This window comes from Jatrophihabitans cynanchi (genome assembly GCF_027247405.1).
GTDB lineage: Bacteria > Actinomycetota > Actinomycetes > Mycobacteriales > Jatrophihabitantaceae > Jatrophihabitans_B > Jatrophihabitans_B cynanchi.
Genome location: NZ_CP097463.1, coordinates 4,487,932 through 4,507,549, shown reverse-complemented (window position 1 = coordinate 4,507,549; position 19,618 = coordinate 4,487,932). Strand labels below are relative to the sequence as shown.

At 71.6% G+C, this 19,618-nt stretch carries 19 protein-coding genes and 2 pseudogenes; 2 read left to right on the top strand and 19 right to left on the bottom strand.

Features of this window, described 5'->3' with window-relative positions:
• Positions 1-3: 3 nt before the first annotated feature.
• The 16 genes and pseudogenes from M6B22_RS21935 to M6B22_RS21865 all read right to left on the bottom strand — a co-directional run bounded on the left by M6B22_RS21935 (position 4) and on the right by M6B22_RS21865 (position 14,982).
• Complete coding sequence (locus M6B22_RS21935) at positions 4-786, bottom strand: FAD:protein FMN transferase (RefSeq protein ID WP_269443699.1); 783 nt, start codon at positions 784-786, stop codon at positions 4-6.
• On the bottom strand, positions 783-1,238 hold the full coding sequence (locus M6B22_RS21930; protein ID WP_269443698.1) for an FMN-binding protein: 456 nt from the start codon (positions 1,236-1,238) through the stop codon (positions 783-785). The genes M6B22_RS21935 and M6B22_RS21930 overlap by 4 nt, the downstream gene beginning before the upstream one ends.
• Before the next feature lie 33 nt (positions 1,239-1,271).
• Positions 1,272-2,663 (bottom strand): ferredoxin reductase family protein, encoded by a 1,392-nt coding sequence (locus tag M6B22_RS21925; RefSeq protein WP_269443697.1) that lies wholly within the window; start codon positions 2,661-2,663, stop codon positions 1,272-1,274.
• Complete coding sequence (locus M6B22_RS21920; protein WP_269443696.1) at positions 2,660-3,061, bottom strand: hypothetical protein; 402 nt, start codon at positions 3,059-3,061, stop codon at positions 2,660-2,662. Before M6B22_RS21920 ends, M6B22_RS21925 begins: the two co-directional genes overlap by 4 nt.
• Positions 3,062-3,119: 58 nt before the next feature.
• Positions 3,120-4,727 (bottom strand): sensor histidine kinase, encoded by a 1,608-nt coding sequence (locus M6B22_RS21915; RefSeq protein WP_269443695.1) that lies wholly within the window; start codon positions 4,725-4,727, stop codon positions 3,120-3,122.
• A gap of 7 nt (positions 4,728-4,734) precedes the next feature.
• Positions 4,735-5,451 (bottom strand): response regulator transcription factor, encoded by a 717-nt coding sequence (locus M6B22_RS21910; RefSeq protein WP_407935764.1) that lies wholly within the window; start codon positions 5,449-5,451, stop codon positions 4,735-4,737.
• A gap of 89 nt (positions 5,452-5,540) precedes the next feature.
• A complete protein-coding gene (locus M6B22_RS21905) occupies positions 5,541-6,491 on the bottom strand; it encodes a D-2-hydroxyacid dehydrogenase family protein (RefSeq protein ID WP_269443693.1) in 951 nt (316 codons plus the stop codon).
• A gap of 36 nt (positions 6,492-6,527) precedes the next feature.
• Positions 6,528-6,960, bottom strand: a pseudogene (locus M6B22_RS22330) (hypothetical protein).
• A gap of 64 nt (positions 6,961-7,024) precedes the next feature.
• Positions 7,025-7,717 carry a RibD family protein gene (locus M6B22_RS21900; protein WP_269443692.1) on the bottom strand — a complete coding sequence of 231 codons (693 nt, stop codon included), beginning with the start codon at positions 7,715-7,717 and terminating at the stop codon, positions 7,025-7,027.
• Entirely contained in the window at positions 7,710-8,747 is a 1,038-nt protein-coding gene (locus M6B22_RS21895) for a lysylphosphatidylglycerol synthase transmembrane domain-containing protein (RefSeq protein WP_269443691.1), read from the bottom strand. Before M6B22_RS21895 ends, M6B22_RS21900 begins: the two co-directional genes overlap by 8 nt.
• Entirely contained in the window at positions 8,744-9,643 is a 900-nt protein-coding gene (locus M6B22_RS21890) for an SAM-dependent methyltransferase (RefSeq protein WP_269443690.1), read from the bottom strand. The genes M6B22_RS21895 and M6B22_RS21890 overlap by 4 nt, the downstream gene beginning before the upstream one ends.
• Positions 9,640-10,680 (bottom strand): glycosyltransferase family 4 protein, encoded by a 1,041-nt coding sequence (locus tag M6B22_RS21885; protein WP_269443689.1) that lies wholly within the window; start codon positions 10,678-10,680, stop codon positions 9,640-9,642. The genes M6B22_RS21890 and M6B22_RS21885 overlap by 4 nt, the downstream gene beginning before the upstream one ends.
• A gap of 5 nt (positions 10,681-10,685) precedes the next feature.
• On the bottom strand, positions 10,686-11,084 hold the full coding sequence (locus tag M6B22_RS21880; protein WP_269443688.1) for a 6-pyruvoyl trahydropterin synthase family protein: 399 nt from the start codon (positions 11,082-11,084) through the stop codon (positions 10,686-10,688).
• On the bottom strand, positions 11,085-12,065 hold the full coding sequence (locus tag M6B22_RS21875; RefSeq protein ID WP_269443687.1) for a zinc-dependent alcohol dehydrogenase: 981 nt from the start codon (positions 12,063-12,065) through the stop codon (positions 11,085-11,087).
• Positions 12,066-12,081: 16 nt separating this feature from the next.
• Positions 12,082-12,561, bottom strand: a complete 480-nt coding sequence (locus M6B22_RS21870) for a hypothetical protein (protein WP_269443686.1) — start codon at positions 12,559-12,561, stop codon at positions 12,082-12,084.
• An 81-nt stretch (positions 12,562-12,642) separates the two neighbouring features.
• Positions 12,643-14,982 (bottom strand): CDP-alcohol phosphatidyltransferase family protein, encoded by a 2,340-nt coding sequence (locus M6B22_RS21865; RefSeq protein WP_269443685.1) that lies wholly within the window; start codon positions 14,980-14,982, stop codon positions 12,643-12,645.
• A gap of 86 nt (positions 14,983-15,068) precedes the next feature.
• On the opposite strand from M6B22_RS21865, the gene M6B22_RS21860 reads away from it, so the two are divergent.
• Positions 15,069-16,322 (top strand): acyltransferase family protein, encoded by a 1,254-nt coding sequence (locus tag M6B22_RS21860; RefSeq protein ID WP_269443684.1) that lies wholly within the window; start codon positions 15,069-15,071, stop codon positions 16,320-16,322.
• Here M6B22_RS21860 and M6B22_RS21855 read toward each other — a convergent pair.
• The 3 genes and pseudogenes from M6B22_RS21855 to M6B22_RS21845 form a co-directional block, all read right to left on the bottom strand.
• On the bottom strand, positions 16,243-17,004 hold the full coding sequence (locus tag M6B22_RS21855; RefSeq protein WP_269443683.1) for a class I SAM-dependent methyltransferase: 762 nt from the start codon (positions 17,002-17,004) through the stop codon (positions 16,243-16,245). The two genes, M6B22_RS21860 and M6B22_RS21855, sit on opposite strands and share 80 nt — an antisense overlap.
• Positions 17,005-17,093: 89 nt before the next feature.
• Positions 17,094-17,879 carry a hypothetical protein gene (locus M6B22_RS21850; protein WP_269443682.1) on the bottom strand — a complete coding sequence of 262 codons (786 nt, stop codon included), beginning with the start codon at positions 17,877-17,879 and terminating at the stop codon, positions 17,094-17,096.
• 31 nt (positions 17,880-17,910) lie between these two features.
• Positions 17,911-18,492: pseudogene (locus tag M6B22_RS21845) on the bottom strand (helix-turn-helix domain-containing protein).
• A gap of 76 nt (positions 18,493-18,568) precedes the next feature.
• On the opposite strand from M6B22_RS21845, the gene M6B22_RS21840 reads away from it, so the two are divergent.
• On the top strand, positions 18,569-19,546 hold the full coding sequence (locus M6B22_RS21840) for an NAD(P)/FAD-dependent oxidoreductase (protein ID WP_269443680.1): 978 nt from the start codon (positions 18,569-18,571) through the stop codon (positions 19,544-19,546).
• Positions 19,547-19,618: the final 72 nt, after the last annotated feature.

Genomic DNA, 19,618 nt, shown 5'->3' with positions numbered 1-19,618 from the left:
GCTTCATCGTACGGAGCGCGCCGCCTGCCACCGACGGCTCGCGAGCAACCGGCCGTCGCTGCCGACGAGCAGGGCGGAGTACCCCGCGATCGCGTCGATCCATTCGAGCGCGTCCTCGCCCATGACGAACGCGGCGGTGGCGTACGCGTCGGCGAGGGTCAGCGACGGGCCGACGACGCTCGCCGCGGCGAGGCCGTTCGGCGCGCGCCCGGTGACCGGGTCGAGGATGTGCGGACCACGCTCGGACGTCCCGGATGTGGCGACCGCGAGATCGCGGCCGGACACGGTGGTCACGATGCCGTCCGGAAGGTGGGGGTCGCTGATCCCGACCCGCCAGGGGCGGCCGGGCGCGGCTTCCCCGGCCAGTTGCATGTCACCACCGCCGTTCACCGCGTGGTTGGCCGACCCGTGTGCGCGCAGCCGATCGCTCGCCCGCTCGATCGCCCAGCCCTTGACCAGGCCGGTGGGGTCCAGTCGGCCGTGGTACATCGCGCTGAACGCGCCGTCGGTCTCCAGTTGCACGCGGGCGCACAGGTCCAGCACCGTGAGCACGTCGGGGTCCGCGTCCGCCGCGCGCAGCTCGCGTCGCTGGATGCGGCTGATGTCGCTGTCCAGCCGGTAGCAGCTGAACACTGCGTCGACCCGGTGCAACCATGCCACGACGTCCGCGGTCGCTGCCTGCCACTGTCCGGGGTCGCGGATGTCGATCGTGAACGCCGTACCCATGCAGTGCTCGACGTGCAACGTGCGGGCCGGGCCGGCGGCGGCTGCGGTCTGCACGGTCACAGCCCCGCCTTGTCAAGTGCGCTCTGCAGCGACTGGGCGTACCCCGCGCTGGTGTAGCTGGCGCCGGAGACCATGTCGATGTGCGCGCTCTGCGCCGCGACCGCTTCGCTGTTGAGCTGCGGCACCGCGTACGAGTTGATCTGCCGATCGCGTGAGCCGTTCTGCGGGTAGTCGACGGCGTTCGCGGCTGTGATCTTGCCGCCGGTGACGGTGATCTGCACCTGCACCGGCCCGTAGTTGGTATCGACCGAGGCGCCGGTGTACGTCTTGGTGCCGCTGCCTGCGCCGGACGTCGCGGCGCCGCGTGGTGAACTCGTCCCGGCGCCGGCGTGGGGGGTCGACGTCGTCACGCCGATCGCGGTGGGCACGGTGGTGGGGCTGTGGGTCTTGAACCCGAGCAGCATCACCAGCCCGGTGACGGTGCCGAACAGGGCCAGGGCGACGCGTTTCATCAGCTGTCCTTCGGTATGCGGGTGTACAGGTCGTCAGAACTGGAACGACTCGTGATGGATGTGGCGGCGCGGGACCTTCGCGCGGCGCAGTGCGGTGATGACCGCCTCCGCCATCGACTCGGAGCCGCAGACGTACACGTCGTGTGCGCGCAGGTCGGGCAGGTTGGCCGTGAGCGCCTCAGCCGACAGCGGGTCGTAGCCGAGCTCGGCGCGGTGCCCGGCGATCACGTGCACCCGGGCGTGCCGCTGGCGGGCGAGCTCGGCCAGTTCGGTCCTGAACAGCACCTCGCGCTCGTGCCCGACGCGATAGAGCAGCGTGACGTCGCGACCGCCGGGCAGGGTCTCGAACAGCGCCCGCAGCGGGGTGATGCCGATGCCGCCGGCGATGAGCAGCACCTTGCGCTGCCGCCGCCGCTGCGCGGTGAGCGCGCCGTAGGGTCCCTCGGTCATGACGCGCGTGCCGGGTCGCAGCCGGGCGAGGGCAGCGCTGTGCTCGCCCAGGTGGGCCACCGTGATCCGCAGCGCACTGCCCTGCGGGGCCGCCGACAGCGAGTACGGGTTGGCCGCCCACCAGAGCCCGCGGGTCAGGAAGCGCCAGCGGAAGAACTGCCCGGACTCGGCACCCAGCTCGTCCAGGTGCCGGCCGGTGACGATCAGCGACACCACCCCGGGCGCCTCGTGGTGGACGCGGGCGACCCGCATCCGGTGCCGGAAGGCCTGCCGGACCGGGACGGCGACGCGGTACCAGGCGATAGCAGCCGCGACGCCGAGGTAGAGGGCCGACCAGAGCACGCGCGCGGCCCAGTTGCTCATGAACTCCGCGCCGGTGGCGAACTGATGGCTGAAGGCCAGGGCGATCGCGAGGTAGGTGTACAGGTGCAGGTAGTACCAGGTCTCGTAGCGCATCCGGCGGCGTGCCGCGCGGGCGGAAAGGACGCCGACCGCGACGAACAGCAGCCCGCCTACGGTTGCCATCAGCACGTCCGGGTAGCTGGTGAGCAGCGTGCTGGTCTGGCTGACGACGCCGGTGTGGGCGGTGATCGAGTAGCCCCAGATGATCAGCAGGCCGTGCGCGAGGATGAGGCTGACCGTGTACCGGCCGCCGTGGGCGTGCCAGCGCGCGAGCCGGTCGGCGCCGATACCCCGCTCGAGCGGGGGGATGCGCGCCATGAGCGCCACGAGCACGACGACGCCGTAGCCGGCCAGCAGGCCAAAGATCCGGCCGGCGTTGGTGAGCCAGTCGCCGACGCCGTGAATCGCGGGAGTGTTGTTCCACCAGAGCGCGAGGCAGGCCAGTGCGCCGGCAGCGATGATCGCGAAGACGACGCGCGGGTGCGCGCCTGGGGCAGGTACCGGCCGGGTGACGGCCGGGCGCGCGGCCGGCGGCGCGACAGGCGGCACGGAGCGGCTCGTGGTCGCGGTCATCGGGCCGCGTCCACGTCGAGCAGTCCGTGACGCCGCGCGACCGCGCGCAGGAAGGCTGCGGTGAGCGCCGGGTCGGTGCCGCGGACGCAGGCAACGGCACCGGTGGCGAGCGCGCTCACCACGCCGGAGCCGTCGTCGTGCTCGCCCACGACGGCGACCAGGACGGCGCCGGTCGGCAGGGCGGCTTGGTGGGCGGCGATCGCGGCGCGGCGGCCGAGCACCAGCTGCGCCGCGGCATGGTCCGACCCGACGTGCCAGGCGACGGCCCCGGACGGCTCGAGTGCGGCGAGGTTGGCCTGCAGTTCGCGCAACCAGCCGGCGGGCTGGTCGATGCAGGCGATCACCACGGTCCGCGGGGTGACGGCGGGCGGCCCGGCGAGTCGGCTCGGTGCGTTCATGCTTCCACTGTCGGCGACCCGGCTTGGTCGGCGCTGTCGGGAACCTGCGGGTTTGCTGTCAGCCCGCCGCGCCGGGTGCCCCGATCGGTGCGTCACCGGCGAGGGGGAGTTCGACGACGAAGCGCACCCCGACCCCGGGGGTGCTGTCGACGTCGACCGTACCGCCGTGACCGGCCACCAGCGCGGCCACGATGGACAGTCCCAGGCCGGAACCGCCGTCGCGGCGGTCCCGCGCAGCATCGGCGCGGTAGAAGCGTTCGAAGACCCGCTCGGCGTCCTCGGTGGACAGCCCCGGGCCGGCGTCCTCGACGCTCAGCCGGACCACCTGCGCGCCGGTGCGCTCGCCGGGGACCGTCCCGATCCGGACGGTGACCGCGGCGTCGGCCGGCGTGTGTTGCAGCGCGTTGCCGATCAGGTTGGCGAGTACCTGGCGTAGCCGGGCGTCGTCGCCGATGACCACGGGCGGTGGATCGGTCGGCCCGACGAGCAGGCTGATCGGACGCTCGGGTGCGACCGCGCGCGCGTCGGACACGGCGTCGCGGGCAAGGGCGAGCAGGTCGACGGGCAGGCGAGCGAGCGGACGCTGCTGGTCGAGACGGGCGAGCGTGAGCAGGTCCTCCACCAGCAGGCCCATCCGCTTCGCCTCGTCCTCGATGCGCCGCATCAGCCTGCTCAGCTCGGCCGGGTCGGTGGCGGCACCGTGGCGGTACAGCTCGGCGAACCCACGGATCGTGGTCAGCGGGGTGCGCAGTTCATGGCTGGCGTCCGCGACGAAGCGGCGCATCCGCTGCTCGGAGGCGCGGGCCGCCGATTCCGACGCGGCACGCGCGGCGAACGCGGTCTCGATCTGGCCGAGCATGCTGTTCAGCGCGACCGACAGCCCGCCGACCTCGGTGCGCGGGTCGGCCGTCTCCGGCACCCGGTGCGACAGGTCGCCTGCCGCGATCTGGGCCGCGGTCCGCTCGACATCCCGCAACGGGCGCAGGCTGCGGCGCACCACGAGGTAGCCCACACCGCCCAGCACGACAACCGCTGCCGCGCCGATGACGACCAGCAGCACGATCAGGTGGGCCACCGTGCTCTGGACGTCGCGCAGGCTCTGCGCGATGAACAGCGTGCCCGTGCTGCCGTCGATCAGGATCACCGGTTCGGCGAGCACCCGCCATTGAGTGGTCCCTTCGACCGCGTCGACGGTGAAGGTGTGCGCGCCGCGCGCCCTGGTAGCCGCGCCGGTCGGGCTCGGGAGGTCCGGCAGCGGCTGCGTGGTGTCGACGAGCGCGTTGGTGGGGCCGTAGACCGGGGTGCCACGCGAATCGGTCACCTCCACCACGTACGCGCTGGGCAGCCGGTCCTGTACGGAGTCGCGATCGGTCGCGCTCCCGCTGGAACCGCCCGGCAGCGCGCCGCCGCCGCGCTCAGAGCCGCGTAGCGTGCCCGCCAGTCCGTGCTCGACGATCGGGTGCTGCGCATCGGACAGTTGTGAGTCGATCCGGCCGACCAGGTAGGTGCGCAGCGTCGTCGACGCGGCTGCACCCGAGCCGGCCAGTGCGACGGCGACGAGAAGCAGGAGCAGGGCCACCAGTTTCACCCGCAGCGGCGCCCGCGCGCCCAGTCGCCGTGGCGCGCGAGCGAGCGCTCCGGTCAGCGCTGCGAGACGGGACGGCATGCCGGGCCTAGGCGCGCGGTAGCCGCAGCACGTAGCCGACGCCACGCAGCGTGTGCAGCAACCGGGGTTCGGTGGTGTCGATCTTGCGGCGCAGGTACGAGACGTACGACTCGACCACGTTCGCGTCGCCCCCGAAGTCGTAATGCCATACGTGGTCGAGGATCTGCGCCTTGCTCAGTACCCGCCCGGCGTTCTCCAGGAAGTAGCGCAGCAGGTTGAACTCCGTCGGCGAGAGGGCAACGAGTGCACCCGCCTTGCGCACCTCGTGCGTCTCGTCATCCAGTTCGATGTCGGCGAAGGTTAGGCGTTCGGACGCCGGGAGGTTGGGTGCCGCGGCGCTGCGCCGCAGCACCGCGCGGATCCGGGCGATGACCTCGTCCAGGCTGAACGGCTTCGTCACGTAGTCGTCGCCGCCCACGGTCAGCCCGGTGATCTTGTCCTCGACGGCATCGCGCGCGGTCAGGAACAGCACCGGGCAGCGCACGCCGTCCGCCCCCATCCGCCGGACGACCTCGAAGCCGTCGATGCCGGGGATCATCACGTCGAGCACCAGCAGGTCGGGGCGCAGCTCGCGGGCGAGGCGCAGGGCGGTGTGCCCGTCCTGGGCGGTCGCGACCTCGAAGCCCGCGTAGCGCAGGCTGGCTGACAGCAGTTCGACGATGTTCGGATCGTCCTCGACGACGAGTAGCCGTGCCTCGGCGGGCCTGCCGGACCCCGCATCCATCGCGTCGCTCACCCCGTCAGTCTGGTCGGCGTGCGTGCGTCCTGCCTGGACGATCGCTGGGAATTACCTGGCAGCCGTCGGTCGAGCGGTCAGCCCAGCACCCGCACCGGGCGACCGTCGGACCAGGCGAGGATGTCCTCGACCACCTGGGCGAACCAGGTGCGGTAGCCGTCCGTGGTGACGTACCCGATGTGCGGCAGCAGGAGCGTGTTGGGCGCCGAAAGCAGCGGATGATCGGCCGGGAGCGGCTCGACGTCGTACACGTCCAGCCCGGCTCCGGCGATGCGGCGGTCTCGCAGCGCCTGCCCGAGCGCGCCCTCGTCGACGATCGGCCCGCGCGAGGTGTTGATCAGGTAGGCGCTCGGCTTCATGGTGGCGAACTCGGCGGCGCCTACCAGCCCCCGGCTGCGTTCGGACAGCGGCATGTGGATCGTGACGATGTCCGATTCGGCGAACAGTTCCGCCTTGCTGACGGCGCGCACACCGTGCTGCGCCGCGCGCTCTTCGGTGAGGTTGGGCGACCAGGCGATTACCTGCATCCCGAACGCCTGGGCCAGGCGCGCGACGGGCACACCGAGCCGGCCCAAGCCGACGACACCGAGCGTGCTGCCGGCGAGCCCGGGACCGATGTGCTGCTGCCAGCGGCCGGCCCGCACCGCGGCGTCCTCGGCGACGATGTTGCGGGTGAGCGCGATCATCATCCCGATCGTGAGTTCGGGGACCGAGTTGCCCGAGCCGCTCGTCCCGCAGACGGTGATGCCGCGGGACGTGGCGGCGGGTAGGTCTATCGCCGCGTTGCGCATGCCGGTCGTCACCAGCAGCCGCAGGGTCGGCAGGGCAGTGAGCACCGAAGCGGGGAACGCGGTCCGCTCGCGCATCGCGACGACGACTGCCGACTCGGCCAGCCGGCTGATCACCGCGCGCTCGTCGGCGAGCCGCTCGTGCACCACGTCGACCGTGAATCGCTGCCGAACGGCGGACCAATCCGCGCTGCGGAGCGCGACCTGCTGGTAGTCATCGAGGACGGTGATGGTCTGCACCGGTCTCACGTTATAGATCTCGCGCGCACACCGTGATCATTTGGTCCCATTCGTTTGACCCGCAGGGCAACCGCTTCTTGCCCGCGCAAGGCTGTAGCAACAAGCATGCGTGTCGCCGGTGCCTGCGGGGTCGGGCAGCTTCAGGGTGTGGGCTCCGTGCCGAACCTTCGCGGCCAGGTACCGCGAGTTGGCAGCGGACAGGTGCACGCCGGTCGGCAGCTGGTCGATGACCGTAACGCCGCATCGCGCGAGCTGCCGGGCCCTGTCGGGGTTGTTGCTGAGCAACCGGACCGACGAAGCGGCACGCCGGTGGCGCTCGTCGCGTCGCCGGCCGGTCCCCGAGGCCGAGGGCCAGGTGTTCGCCGCGGTCGGCGAGCCCGTCGAAGGTGAACACGCGGGCATCGGCCGTGACGCCGTCGGGAAAGCGGAGCGGAAGCCGGACCTGCGTCCGGATGGTCGCGACCGGCACGCTCGTCGCGACCGGCACAGCGGGTCCGCTCGGCAGCGGGGTCCGTCACGGTGTGCCGCCGCCCTCAGGTCGTTCCGAAGCGGGACGACAGCGCGTAGCGCAGCAACACGACGTCTCCGATCTGCTGCACCTCAGCCAGTTCGGCCCTGCGTTGCGAGTGCCACGGGAACTTCCCGTCACCGACGAACCGCCGCGCCCGGGAGTCGCCGACGAAGAAGGGCGCCACCACGAGATCGAGCTGATCCACCAGGTCGGCCGTCAGGAACTGGGTGTGGATCGATCCGCCGCCTTCGACGATGAGACGCTGCACCCCGCGGTCGGAGAGGTCTTCGCAGACTCGTCGCAGCTCGACGGGTTGGCCGGCACCGACGACGGTCGCGACGTGGCCGAGCCGGCCGCGGACCTCGGTCACCGCGCGGTCGGGGCAGTAGACCAGCCGCGCGGAGTCCCCGGCGGTGAAGAAGTTGACGCGTGGGTCGAGGTCGCCGTGGGTGGTCACGCTGACCTTCAGCGGGTGCGGGGCGAGGCCGCGGGCCACCCGGTCCCGGCGCCGGTCGGCTGACCGGATGAGCAGCCGCGGGTTGTCGTTGCGGACGGTGTTGGCGCCGACGAGGATCGCGTCACAACTCGCCCGCACCGCATCGACCCGGTCGAAGTCGGCCGCATTGGACAGCGGGAGCCGCTTGACGCGCGCGCTGTCGAGGTAGCCGTCGATCGACATGCCGCAGCTCAGCACGGTGTAGGGCCGATCAACCATCGCGAGCGCCCTCCGTTGCCAGCACGGCTGCCGTCCGGTGCGGACGAAACGAAGGAACCGCAACGGGCGTGAGCGGTGCCCGGCCGCGGCGCCGGCGAGCCACCGCGCCCGCGCCCAGCACGACCGCGCCGGGCAGGCTGGCGGCAGTGACCAACGCGCCGTATGCGGCACCGGCAGCGACTCCCTGCGCCGCGGTCAGCCCGGCGGCCGAGAACACCCACGCGGCCGCCCCCTCGCGCGGTCCCCAACCGCCGACGTTCGTCGGCACCGCGGCGGCCAGCAGCACGAGCATCACCAGCGGAAGCAGGTGGACGAACGGCAAGCTCGCACCGGTCGCGCGCGCCGCGATCAGGAAGGTGACCACGTGACCTGCCTGGGCCGCGACCGAGCAGGTCAGCACGCCGGGCCAGATCCGCGGCGCCGCGATGCCGTCGCGCAGATCAGTGCTCACCGCCAGCCTGGCCCGCGCCCACCGCCGCGACCGCGTGGACACTTCGGGGGGCGACGTCGCGTACCGCATTCTGCCGCGGCGCAGAATCGCTGCTGCCACCAACGCCACGAGACCGCACACGACGGCGATCGGTAACGCCACACCCCGCACCGGCGAGGCAAACGTGGCGAGCACCGCAACGGTCACCACGATCTGCACCATCTGTCCGGCGGTGCGCTCCCAGAACACGGCGCGTAATCCGCGACCGAGATCGCCGGTGTCGCGGCCGTGCCGGACGCCGCGGTGCAGGTCGCCGAGCACACCGCCGGGCAGCGCGCTGTTGAGGAACTGCGAGCGGTAGTACGCGGCGAACGCCGTGCCGAATCCGAGCGGGACCTGCAGCCCGCGTGCGACCAGCCACCAGCGCAAGGCGCAGCAGGACGTCGTCACGATCGCAATGCCGCATGCGGCGAGCAGCGTGCCGGCGCTGACCGAACGAAGACCGGTCAGGAACGGTCCGGCGCCCAGGCGGACGACGATGACGGCCACGATCGTCACCGCCGCTGCGAGGCGCGCGACGGCCCACACCCGACGCGTCACCGGCCCACCTCCTCGACGTCGACCATCTGCTGCTCGACACGCAGGTGATCGTCAGCGGGTTCAGCGGTCCGCCGCGCGCCGGCCGGGTACACCAGCAGGTCGCGGTGCTGGACGAGGACCCGCAGCCTGCCGGCAGTCGCGTCCGCGAGCCGCTGGCGCGCATATCCCGCCGTCTCCGCCGTCAGGTGCGGATCCTGGTCGCGTGCTGCCGCCAGCCAGCCGACCAGCCATGCGTAGGTCAGTGCAGCCGTCGCGGACCCGAGCCGCCAGGGACTCGCGCGCGTCACGACGTCGCGGCCCAGCGCGGCGAACTCGTGCGCAGCCACATCGGCCGCTCTCGGCCCGAGTAGCGTCCCGGCAGCGGTGGCCCGGCGCTGGTGGGCGTTGAAGGCGGCCGCGACGACCTCGTCCAACGGGTGCGGCGGCCACAGCCGAACCGCACCGGTGACCGTCAGGGTGAGCAGCACCGGGCAGCCGGCGCCCGCGCAACTGCCGACCAGCTCGCGCAGCTCCGATCCCGTCAACAGATCGAGCAGCGCGGAGCTGGTGATCACGTCGGCGCCGGCGAGCTCCTCCGTCGCCAGCCGGGTGACATCGCGGCGTCGCGTTTCTACCGCGACCGCTGCGCCGTCGGCGGCGACGACGCCCGCTGGTCCGTCCAGCGTGTCGAGCAGTGCGCTGTCCAGGTCGTAAGACACCCAGCACTGACGCCCGGACAGCCGAGGCGCCAGCCAGCGCATCATCGAACCCGTCCCGCACGCGAGATCGCGGATCACGAGTGGCCGGCCGGCGGGCAGCGTGCACCGGATCGCGTCGACGAGGTCGGACGCACGGGCAGCGGAATCGGCCGGCTCACGCAGCGCGAGCCACGACGGCGTCACGCGCCCGCGGCTCACCGCAGCTCCCGCAGCACCGACGCGACCTGCTCGGCGGTCACCGACCAGCTGGGCAGCTCGGCGCGCCGCCCGCAGGCGGCGCGACGCAGCCGGTCGCGCAGGTCCCGGTCGGTCAGCCACGCCGACAAGGCACCGGCGAGTGCGGTTGGGTCACCGGGCGGCACGAGCAGGCCCGGCCGCTCACCGTCCGGCGTCGCGCCGAGCGCATCCGGCAGCCCGCCGGCGGTGGTCGTGATCACCGGCAGTCCGTGCGCGAGAGCCTCGACGACGACCATTCCGTAGCCCTCGACGCGTGCCGGATGCACGAGCACATCCGCCGACCCGAACGCTGCCTCCAGCTGCGCGCCGGTGCGCGGACCGGTGAACCGCAGTCGGTCTGCCACGCCCGAGCCCTGCGCAACCCGGCACATCGCGGCCGCATACGAGGCATCGTGATCCAGGCTGCCGACGCACCGGCAGTGCCACTGCAGTTGGGGAAGCCTGGCGAGCGCGGCGAGCAGCACGTCGTGCCCTTTGTGCGGCGCCACGGAGCCGACGCACAGCAGCTCGCCACCCCGCGCCGTGCCAGCAGCCACCGGTCCGACCTCGACGCCCGGCTCGGCCACCCGCACCGCGCCGGCCGGCAGCGCGTACCTGCGCACCAGCTCGCGGCGCAGCCAGCTGCTGGTTGCGATCACCGCGCGTGCCGCAGCGAGCGCGTCCGCCGCCGCCGCATCGGCCGGGACGGAATGGACGAGCACCACGAGGCACGACCGGCGCGCCATCGACACGAGCACAGGTGCGCCTGTCTCGGCGATCAGCCCGTCGACCAGCACGAGCGCGCCGTCCGGGATGCGCGACACGACAGCCGCCAGCGCCCGGCGTCCGGCCGCGCCGAGCTGTGGCCACGCATCGGGGACGGCATGTTCGTGGACCGGCCAACCCAAGTCGGGCAGCAAGTCGCACACGCGACGGTCGTACACGTTGCCGCCGCTGGGACGCGTCGGGTCGTCGACAGCGTCCGGGACGACGACGTGCACGAGCGACCGGGCCGGCATCCGGGTCACACGTGCCGTTCGTACGAGGCCGAGGCGACGGGTGACTCGTGCAGCGTCACCGCGAGCGAGCTGATTCCGGCGCCACCATCGCCGAGCGCGCCGCTGTGGATCCGGTCGGTGATTCGGTCGGCGACGAGTTGGGCGAGCACCTCGGTGGTGGTGTTCATCCCGGCGAACTCGGGTTGTTCGTCGAGGTTGCGATAGCTGAGCGCGTCGAGAACCTCGTGCAGCAGCTGCCCGGCGCGCCCGATGTCCACCACGATGCCGTCGCCGGTCAGCTCCGGGCGACGAAAGGTCGTCTCCACCGTGTAGGTGGCACCGTGCAGGCGCTGCGCGGGACCGAACACGTCGCCGCGCAGGCTGTGGGCGATCATGACGTGATCGCGGACCGTGACGCTGAACATTCATCCCTCCGGATACGTGATCGTGTGGCACAGCGCCGGCAGCTCGCCGCTGGCGAGTCGAGACATGACGTCCGGCAGGTCGTGGAACACCGACGTGCCGGTGAGCAGTGCGTCGAAGTGCGGATCACGCAGCAACTCCAGGGCCAGCGCCAGCCGCTGGGCTCGCGTCCGGCTGTTGCGCCGCACTGCCGCGACCGTGCCGACCTGGCTCGCCCTGATGGCCAGGCGGCGGGAGTGGAAGGCGCCGCCGAGACCGACCTCGACCGCCGCGTCGCCGTACCAGCTGAGCTCGATCACGGTCGCGTCGTCGGCCAGCATGCGCAGCGACTGCTGCAGTCCCGCCGACGTGCCGCTGGCGTGGAACACCAGGTCGCGTTCACCACTGGCCTGGTCGGGCGTCGCGAACTCGACACCCAGTGCTGCCGCAATGTCGGCACGTCCGGCGTCGACGTCGACGAGCGTGACCTGTACGCCGGGGATTCCGGCGACCAGCCGGGCCACGCAGCAGCCGACCATCCCGGCGCCGACGACGGTGACGCGGTCGCCGACCAGGGGCGCCGCGTCCCACAATGCGTTCACTGCGGTCTCGAGCGTGCCGGCGAGGACCGCGCGATCGGGCGGCACGTCCTCGGGCACCGGCATGACCGCGTTCGCCGGGACCACATATGCGCTCTGGTGCGGGTAGAGGCAGAAGACCGTACGTCCGACCAGTTCGTCGGGACCCTCAGCGACGATCCCGACGTTGAGGTAGCCGTACTTCACCGGGCCGGGGAACTCGCCCTCCTGGAACGGCGCCCGCATCACCTCGTACTGGTCGGCCGGCACGCCGCCGCGGAACACCAGCGCCTCGGTGCCGCGACTGACGCCCGTTCGGAGCGTCCGGACGAGGACGGAGCCGTGATCGCTGGCCGGCAGCGACACCGTCCTGATCTCGCCCTCGCCGGGCTTGCGCAGCCAGTAGGCCAGCGCCTGCTCACTCACGCGGCCCCTCGCCGCGTCAGGTGGGCACCGACCGCGGCAGGCTGCCGTCGCGCCTGCGCGACCTCGCCGGTGCGCCCTGCGTGTCACGGTGCAGCACCGCGAACAGCGCGAGCGCGGCGACCGCGCCGATGCCTTCGGCCCACACGCTGAGCGTCTTCTCGGGGTACCACAGCGGGTCGTACATGTTCGGGAACGGCCCGAACGCACCGACGTTCACGTAGGCGTAGACGAGCACCGCCGCGGTACCGGCGGCGGCGACCACGAAGGCGAACGCTGCGGTGTAGCGGCGCGGATGCAGCAGCACGGCCGCGGCGGCAATCGCGGCGACCGCCCCTTCGGCGCGGAACAGCTGACCCTGGTTCAGCGTGCTGGACTTGATGCTCGCGTACGCCGACGCCAGGTCGAAATGCACGTACGCGTCGATCGCCAGTCCGGCCGCGGCGATCAGCGCCAGGCCCAGGCGGATCACGGTTCGACCCTGCATGCTCATCGCCATCGTCCAACCTCCGATGCCTGCACCCGCAGCGGACGGCCGCGGGATCCTCCTGCTAAGACACGCAACACGGCACCTGCGGGTTCACCGGTGCGGCCGCAGCGCCACCGCGGGCGGCGCCGCGTTGAAGGCGTCGAAGAACCGGTTGCGGAAGGCGTCCATCGGCCACACGGGGGCGGACGGGTCCGGCAGCAGCCCGTCCTGCCATTGCCAGGACGCGGTGCGCGCCAGCACGGCGGGATCGTGGGCCACGATCGAGATCGGTACCTGGTGGTTGGCGCCCGAGCCGCTGACGGTGGTGGCGGGTTGGTGATCACCCAGTACGACCATGACGAGGTTGTCGTCGTGCACCTGGGTGATCCACGAGACGAGGGCGTTGAGCGAGTACTGCACCGACTGCCCGTACAGCTGGCGCACCGTCTCGGTGTCTTGCCACGCCACGCCGGGGGAGAGCCCCTGGGCCGGCATCGGGTCGAAGATCGAGCCGTCGCCGAGCTGGTCCCACGGCACCATCCTGGGCAGCGGTGTCCACGGGGTGTGCGAGGACACCAGGTCGATCTCGGCCATGACCGGACGATGCCCGGCGGCCAGTTCGCGTTGCCCGAACGCGGCCAGGGTGTACTGGTCGGGCATCGAGGCGTAGCTGAACGTCGGGCCGCGGTAGCCGACGTCACGCCGGTCGTAGAGCTGGTCGTAGTGGTAGAAGGACCTACCGTCCGGCCACTCGCGGTCATCCGACGGGATGTCGCTCACCGTGCGCCAGCCCGCCTTGCCGAAGGCGGTGCTCAGGGTGAACCGGTCGCTGTTCATCAGCTGGCCGTAGCGCTGCGCGTTGTCCACCCAGAGCCCGGACTGCAGGGTGGAGTGGGCGAGCCAGCTGATGCCACCGAAGGTGGGCGAATCGAGGAAGGCGCTGCGCGCCGAGAAGCCGGCGCGGGCCAGCGTCTTGGTCCCGCTGCGAAGGACGGCGTCCACGCCGGGGGAGAAGCTGGTGCCCTGGACGGCTACCTGGCCGTAGCTCTCGACGAACACCACGAGAACGTCCTTTCCACGCAGGCCGGAGAGCAGTTGCGATGCGGGCATCGCGGCGTGCGGGTCCGCCGAGTGGATCGCCGTCTCGAAGCGCTGCTGGTCGAGGACGGCGGTTTGCGCGTCGCGCACCTGCGCCACGGCCAGCCGCGCGGTGCCCAGGGACGCGAGCGGAGAACCCGGCGCCAGCTGCAGAGCCAGGGCGGCGCTGACCGCCCACACCGCACCCAGCGCAGCGACACCGCGGGTGGCGCCGCGCCTGTGCCGTGCGGTCACGGTGCTGAGACGCACCGCCGATGCCGCGATCAGCGCGACGAGCAGCACCAGGCCGAGGCCGACCAGAACGAGCAGCGCGTAGGTGGCGCCGCGTCCGATCGAGTCGCGCACCACGCCGATCGCCGGGGTCAGGTTGCTCCAGTCGAGCACCGGATTGAACGGCCGGTCGAGTTGTTGGTAGAACCCCATGTCGAGGACCTTGACGACGGCGAGAAGGCCGAACGCGACGCCGGCGGCGGCCGCCACTACGCGTCGCGCTCGGGCCGGCAGCAGCAGTCCGACGGCGACGAGCACCAGACCCTCGATCGGGATCCGCGCGAACGCGGCGGGGGTGAGCCGGTCGAGACGGTCCGGCGCCACCAGTACCGTCCAGACGATCGCGGCCGCGCCGAGTGCCGTCGCGCGCCGCAGCACCGTGCGGGTAGCTGGCCCGGCGCCGGTGCGGTACAGCCAGATCACGTCCCGGCCGAAGGACTCGGCGAGCAACAACACGGCGACACCGACCGCCACCGTGCCGGCGGCGCGGGGCAGCAACCCGGACACCGCCACGGTGAGCACGATGCCTTGCACGGCCGCGACGACCTTGCGCCAGTAGCGGGCAGGCAGCGGTGCGGCCAGCCACCGGACCAGCCACCCGGCGGCGAGCAGCACGTAGCGAGCGGCACCGATGGCCAGCACCCAGGCGCCGTAGTCGAGGGACACCGCGATGCTCAGCGCCAGGATCAGAAACGCATCGACCTCGCCGTCGAAGCGCCCGCCCAGTGGCGTGGCGGTCCCGGTGCGGCGCGCCACCTGGCCGTCGACGGCGTCCAGCGCGAGCGCGATCGAGGCGAGCGCGAGAAGCGCGGTCACCTGCGCGGGCCGTGCGAAGGACTCGGCCACCAGGCCGGCGACCGCCGCACTCAGCCCCGCCCGGGTCAGGGTGACCCAGTCCGCCGGGAGGATCGCCGGATCCGCGCTGCGCCCCCGGGCGATCGCCACGAGGACAGCGGCCCCGCAGCCGGTGCTGAGCCCGACGACCCAGCCGGTCACGCCGAGCCCGGCCGTCCCGGCGAGAACCACCAGCACGGCAGGGGTGATCAACACGGCGAGGACCGTCTCGAACCGCAGTACGCGCACCGGGCCTCCAAGGCGATTCGCCGCGACCTTCGCTGTGGACCACGCGCTGGTGATCGCGACGGTTCACCACGCCGGCCGATCCGGCGGTGCACCGCGGCGGCACGTCGGCGCTGAACCGTGCGGCGCGCTGGCGCGTGGCACCCGGTGTGCCGAACACGAGCCGCGTCGCCGGGCTGGACGGGATCCGGGGCCTGGCGGCTGTGTTCGTGGTGCTGAACCACATCTTCCTGCGCGCCTGGCCGGGCTACCCGGTCGACCATGCGCCGCTGTGGGCGAGCGAGTTGGACTACGGCCGCTTCGCGGTGGTGGTCTTCATCGCGGTGTCCGGATTCTCGCTGGGCCTCGCGCCGGCGCGCAGCGGCTGGCGATTCGGATCGCTGACGACCTTCGCACATCGTCGCGCCTGGCGGATCCTGCCGCCGTACTGGGCGGCCCTCGCGTACAGCCTGGTCATGACCTGGTACGTGCTCGCCCAGCCCGGTTGGGCGAGGCCGGACGGGAAGTCCGTGCTCGTCTACGGGATGCTGGTGCAGGACGTGATCCCCGCCGGCATCCCGAACCGGGCGTTCTGGTCGATCGCGATCGAGGCCCAGCTGTACGTCCTGCTCCTGGCGTTGCTCGTGATCATCCGCCGCACCGGCGCGTTCGTCATGGCCGCGGTGGTGGCCGCGATCGTGGTGTCCACCGGACTGCTCGCACCGCACTGGGCGCTGATGAACGATGCGGTGCTCAAGTTCATCCCGGACCTCGCGGTGGTGTTCGCCGTCGGCGTGCTGGCTGCCGGCGTCGTCACCGCAGGCGACCGGCTCCGCTGCCGGCCCTGGGGCTGGTACTCGCTGGTTGCTGCGGCCCCGGTCGTCGCGCTGCTCGCGGTCAAGGGGACGACGTGGACCAACGAGCACCTGTTCTGGGTCGATCTGGCGTGGGCCCCGGCCGTCGGCAGCTTCCTCGCCGCCCTGGGCACGTCACGTCCGCGTCCGGTGCTTCGCCTGCTCGCCGCCCGTCCGTTACGCAGCCTCGGCTCGTTCTCCTACAGCCTGTACCTGACGCACGCGCCGATCGTCATCGCGGTGTCCTACGGGCTGGTTCTCGGCCGGGTTCCGTCCGGTACTGCGACGTTCCTGGTGCTGACCGCGATCCTGCTGCCCGTCACGATCGGCTTCGCCTGGCTGTTCGCCACCGTCTTCGAGCTGCCGTTCCAGCGGCATCGCGGCTGGGCGCCGCTGCGCGATTCCCTGCGCGGCACGTCGATTCCGGCTATCAGCGCGGCTCGGCGACCAGCGCGAACTTGCGCACCCGCCCGCGGCCGAGCCAGTCACTCCAGAGCTGATGCGACGTGATCAGCTCGACCACGGCCTGCCTGCCGAGATGACCGGCGAGGTGATCCGAGCGCGCCATCAACGACCGCAACAGCGCGGACGCCGTCGCATGGTGGGCTGCGGTGCAGTCCTGCTGCCAGGTCACCCTCAGGCCCGCCCCGGCCAGCAGCGCCTCCAGCTCCGCCAACTCGATGAGCCACACCGTGTCGGCGTCGGGCATGGCAGCTCGTTCGGACCCGGTCAGCGGCCGACCCTCCTCGACGGTGCACGCAAAGCGACCGCCCGGCCGCAGTGCCCGTGCCACCGCCGCGAGCAGGACCGCCTTGTCGGCAAAGGCCAACATCGTCTCCAGCAGCAGCACGACGTCGAAGCGACCGTCCGGCAGCGGCGGGACGCGGGCCTGCTCGAACCGGCCGGCCACGTCCCCGCCCAGGGCGCGCGCGACCTGCAGCGCGCTGGCCGAATAGTCCACACCCAGGTACCTGCATCCGGTCTCCGCCGTGATCAACCGGCCCGGGCCGGCGACGCCGCAGCACACGTCCAGCACCGATGTATCGGCGCCGATCCGGGCGCGCCGCGCCAACTCGCGGATCTCGCCGGCGCTCATGAAGCTCTCCTGGCCCACGTACTCGCCGGGCGGGTAGGCCGCCCGCCTGGCGTCTTCCAGCGCGGTCGCGAACCGGCGCCGCTCGTCCTGTCTCACCTGCTGTACACGAACAGGAATCGGCGCTAGTTCACGAGCAGTGCGCGGCGCTGGAAGGACCGCGCCACGCAGCCGCGGACGAGATGCGATCAGCGCGCTGTGTGGCCAGGGGGTGTGGCGTCCTGATCGACGCCCACTGCGCGAGCGGCCAGGATCGGCTCGGCCAGCACGGCGTCGAGCAGGGAAGCCGGACCTCCGAGACATCTCCAGTCGTCGTCCCAGAGCATGCTGACCAGCCATGACCGGTCGGCCGGATACATCAGGTCCGGCAGCCGTCCGCGCCAGGGATCGTCCGCTCGCCAGGTCTTGGCTTGCATCGGCCCCGCCTCGACCAGGATGTAGTTCCATCCGGTGTAGAGCGTGACCGCCGGTGCGTGATCGAAGACCACGTCATGCGCTCCGGTATCGAGATATCCGAGCGACCAGGACTGCCCTGCGGACTGCTCCGCCAGCAGCTGCACCAACACGGACTCGGCCGCTTCGCGTTGTGCGGCGTCAGCAGGGATGCTCACCGTCGCGTAGGCGTCGAACACCGGCGGGATGGCGGACGTGATCTTCAGCCCGCCGGCGGTGCCGTCGGCTATCCACGCCACATCCGACTGAGTCCCGATGCGCCACGTCCGGTTGTCCTTGACACCCGTCAGGCCCCGCGCAAATCCCCGCGCCGGGCGTTCGTTGTCCACGCGTTCGCAAGGCAGACCAGCGAGCGCCCGAGCGATCAGATCTCGGGTCAGCGCGGCGGTGTCGGATCGAACGGTGACAACGGCCGTCTCGACACCGTTGCGCTCTTCGGATCGCACGCCGAGCACCGCCGTGAGCAGATTGGAGTCGGCAAGTCGCGCCAGCGCTTCCGCTACAACTCCCGGCGCATTCACAAGCGAACGGTACCGACGCGCGAGATCGGGTTCATCCTGTCGTCCGGACGGTCATTCGTTCGCCAGGCCGTCCGAAGATGCTGAGGATCTCTACGGTCTCCGCGCCGGTACTGCCGAACCAGTGGCGGACCTTGGTGTCGAACTCGGCGATCTCGCCCGGCTCGAGGATCCAGTCCTGGTCGCCGAGAACCAGTCGCATGTGCCCGGACAGGACGTAGATCCATTCGTAGCCGTCGTGCGCTCGCGGCTCGGGGTCGACCTTGCTGGTCGGTATGACGATCTTCCATGCCTGCATCCCGTCAGGCTGGCGGGTGAGCGGGATGACCGTCCTGCCCTTGACCCGCCCGGGCTTGAGCTGCACGCGCGGGTCACCCTCGTTAGGCGCGGCCACCAGAGCATCCAGAGGTACCCGGTAGGCATGCGACAAGGCAAGGAGCAGTTCCAGGGTGGGCCGCCGTTGCCCGGTCTCGAGCCTGGACAGCGTGCTCTTGGAGATGCCGGTGGCGTTCGCAACATCGGTGAGGGTCATCTAGCGCCGGGTGCGCGCTCGCTTGAGCCTCGCCCCGACCTGGTCGAGCGTGGTGGCGATGTTCGCTGCCGAGGTGTCCTCCACCGGCTCATCTGACTCCCGATTCCCAGAAACAGCAACCTTCGTAGCCGCAGCGCCGCGCAGGCTCCAGTCTTCGGGCATGAGTCAATACGACGTAGTGGTCATCGGCGCAGGCGCCGCGGGCCTGTCCGCTGCCCTGGTCCTGTCCCGCGCCCGCCGCAAGGTTCTTGTGCTGGACGGCGGCGAGCCGCGCAACGCCCCCGCCGCCCACCTACACGGCTATCTGTCACGGGACGGCCTCGCGCCGGCCGAACTGCTCGCCGTTGGTCGCACCGAGGTCCGTGGTTACGGAGGCGACGTCGTCGACGGCACCGTCGCCGACCTCGTGCCCGACGGCCGAAACGGGTTCTGGGTCCTCCTCGCCGGAGGGCAGCGGATCTCGGGGAGGCGTCTGCTGCTCGCGACCGGACTGCGCGACGAACTACCGGACATCCCCGGGCTTCGCGAGCGGTGGGCCCGCGACGTGCTCCACTGCCCCTACTGCCACGGCTACGAGGTTCGCGACCGTCAGGTCGGTGTGCTCGGCGGTACCCCCGGCGCCGTCCGGTACGCACACATCGTTCGGCAATGGACGCACGACCTCGTCTACTTCACCCCGCCCGACCTGCTCACCACGACCGAGCGGACCCAACTGCTCGCTCGCGCGATCGGCGTCGTCGAAGGCACCATCGAGGGACTGGTGCTGGACGACAACGCTGATCAACTGAGCGGCGTGCAGCTGCAGGACGGCTGCGTCATCCCGCGTGAGGCACTGTTCGTGCCGCCCCGCCTCGTCCCGAACAGCGGGCTGCTCGACCAGCTTGGTGCCGAGGTCGACCAGGACGGGTGGGTGACCACTGACGCAGCCGGCCTTACCAGCGTCGCCGGGGTCTGGGCCGCCGGCAACGTAGTCGACCCGCGTGCTCAGGTCGTTACAGCCGCCGGGGCCGGCTCGGCCTCGGCCATTGCGCTCAACGCCGACCTGGTCGAGGAGGACGTGCGCCAAACCGTCCGCGATCTCGGCCACGGTCTGCTTCCACGACCCATCGCCGCCGTCAATTCGAAGGAATCAGCATGACCACGACGCCCGACGCCGATCCGAACACCGATGGGATCACGCGCCCCGTACTTGGGTCCACCGACCAAGCAA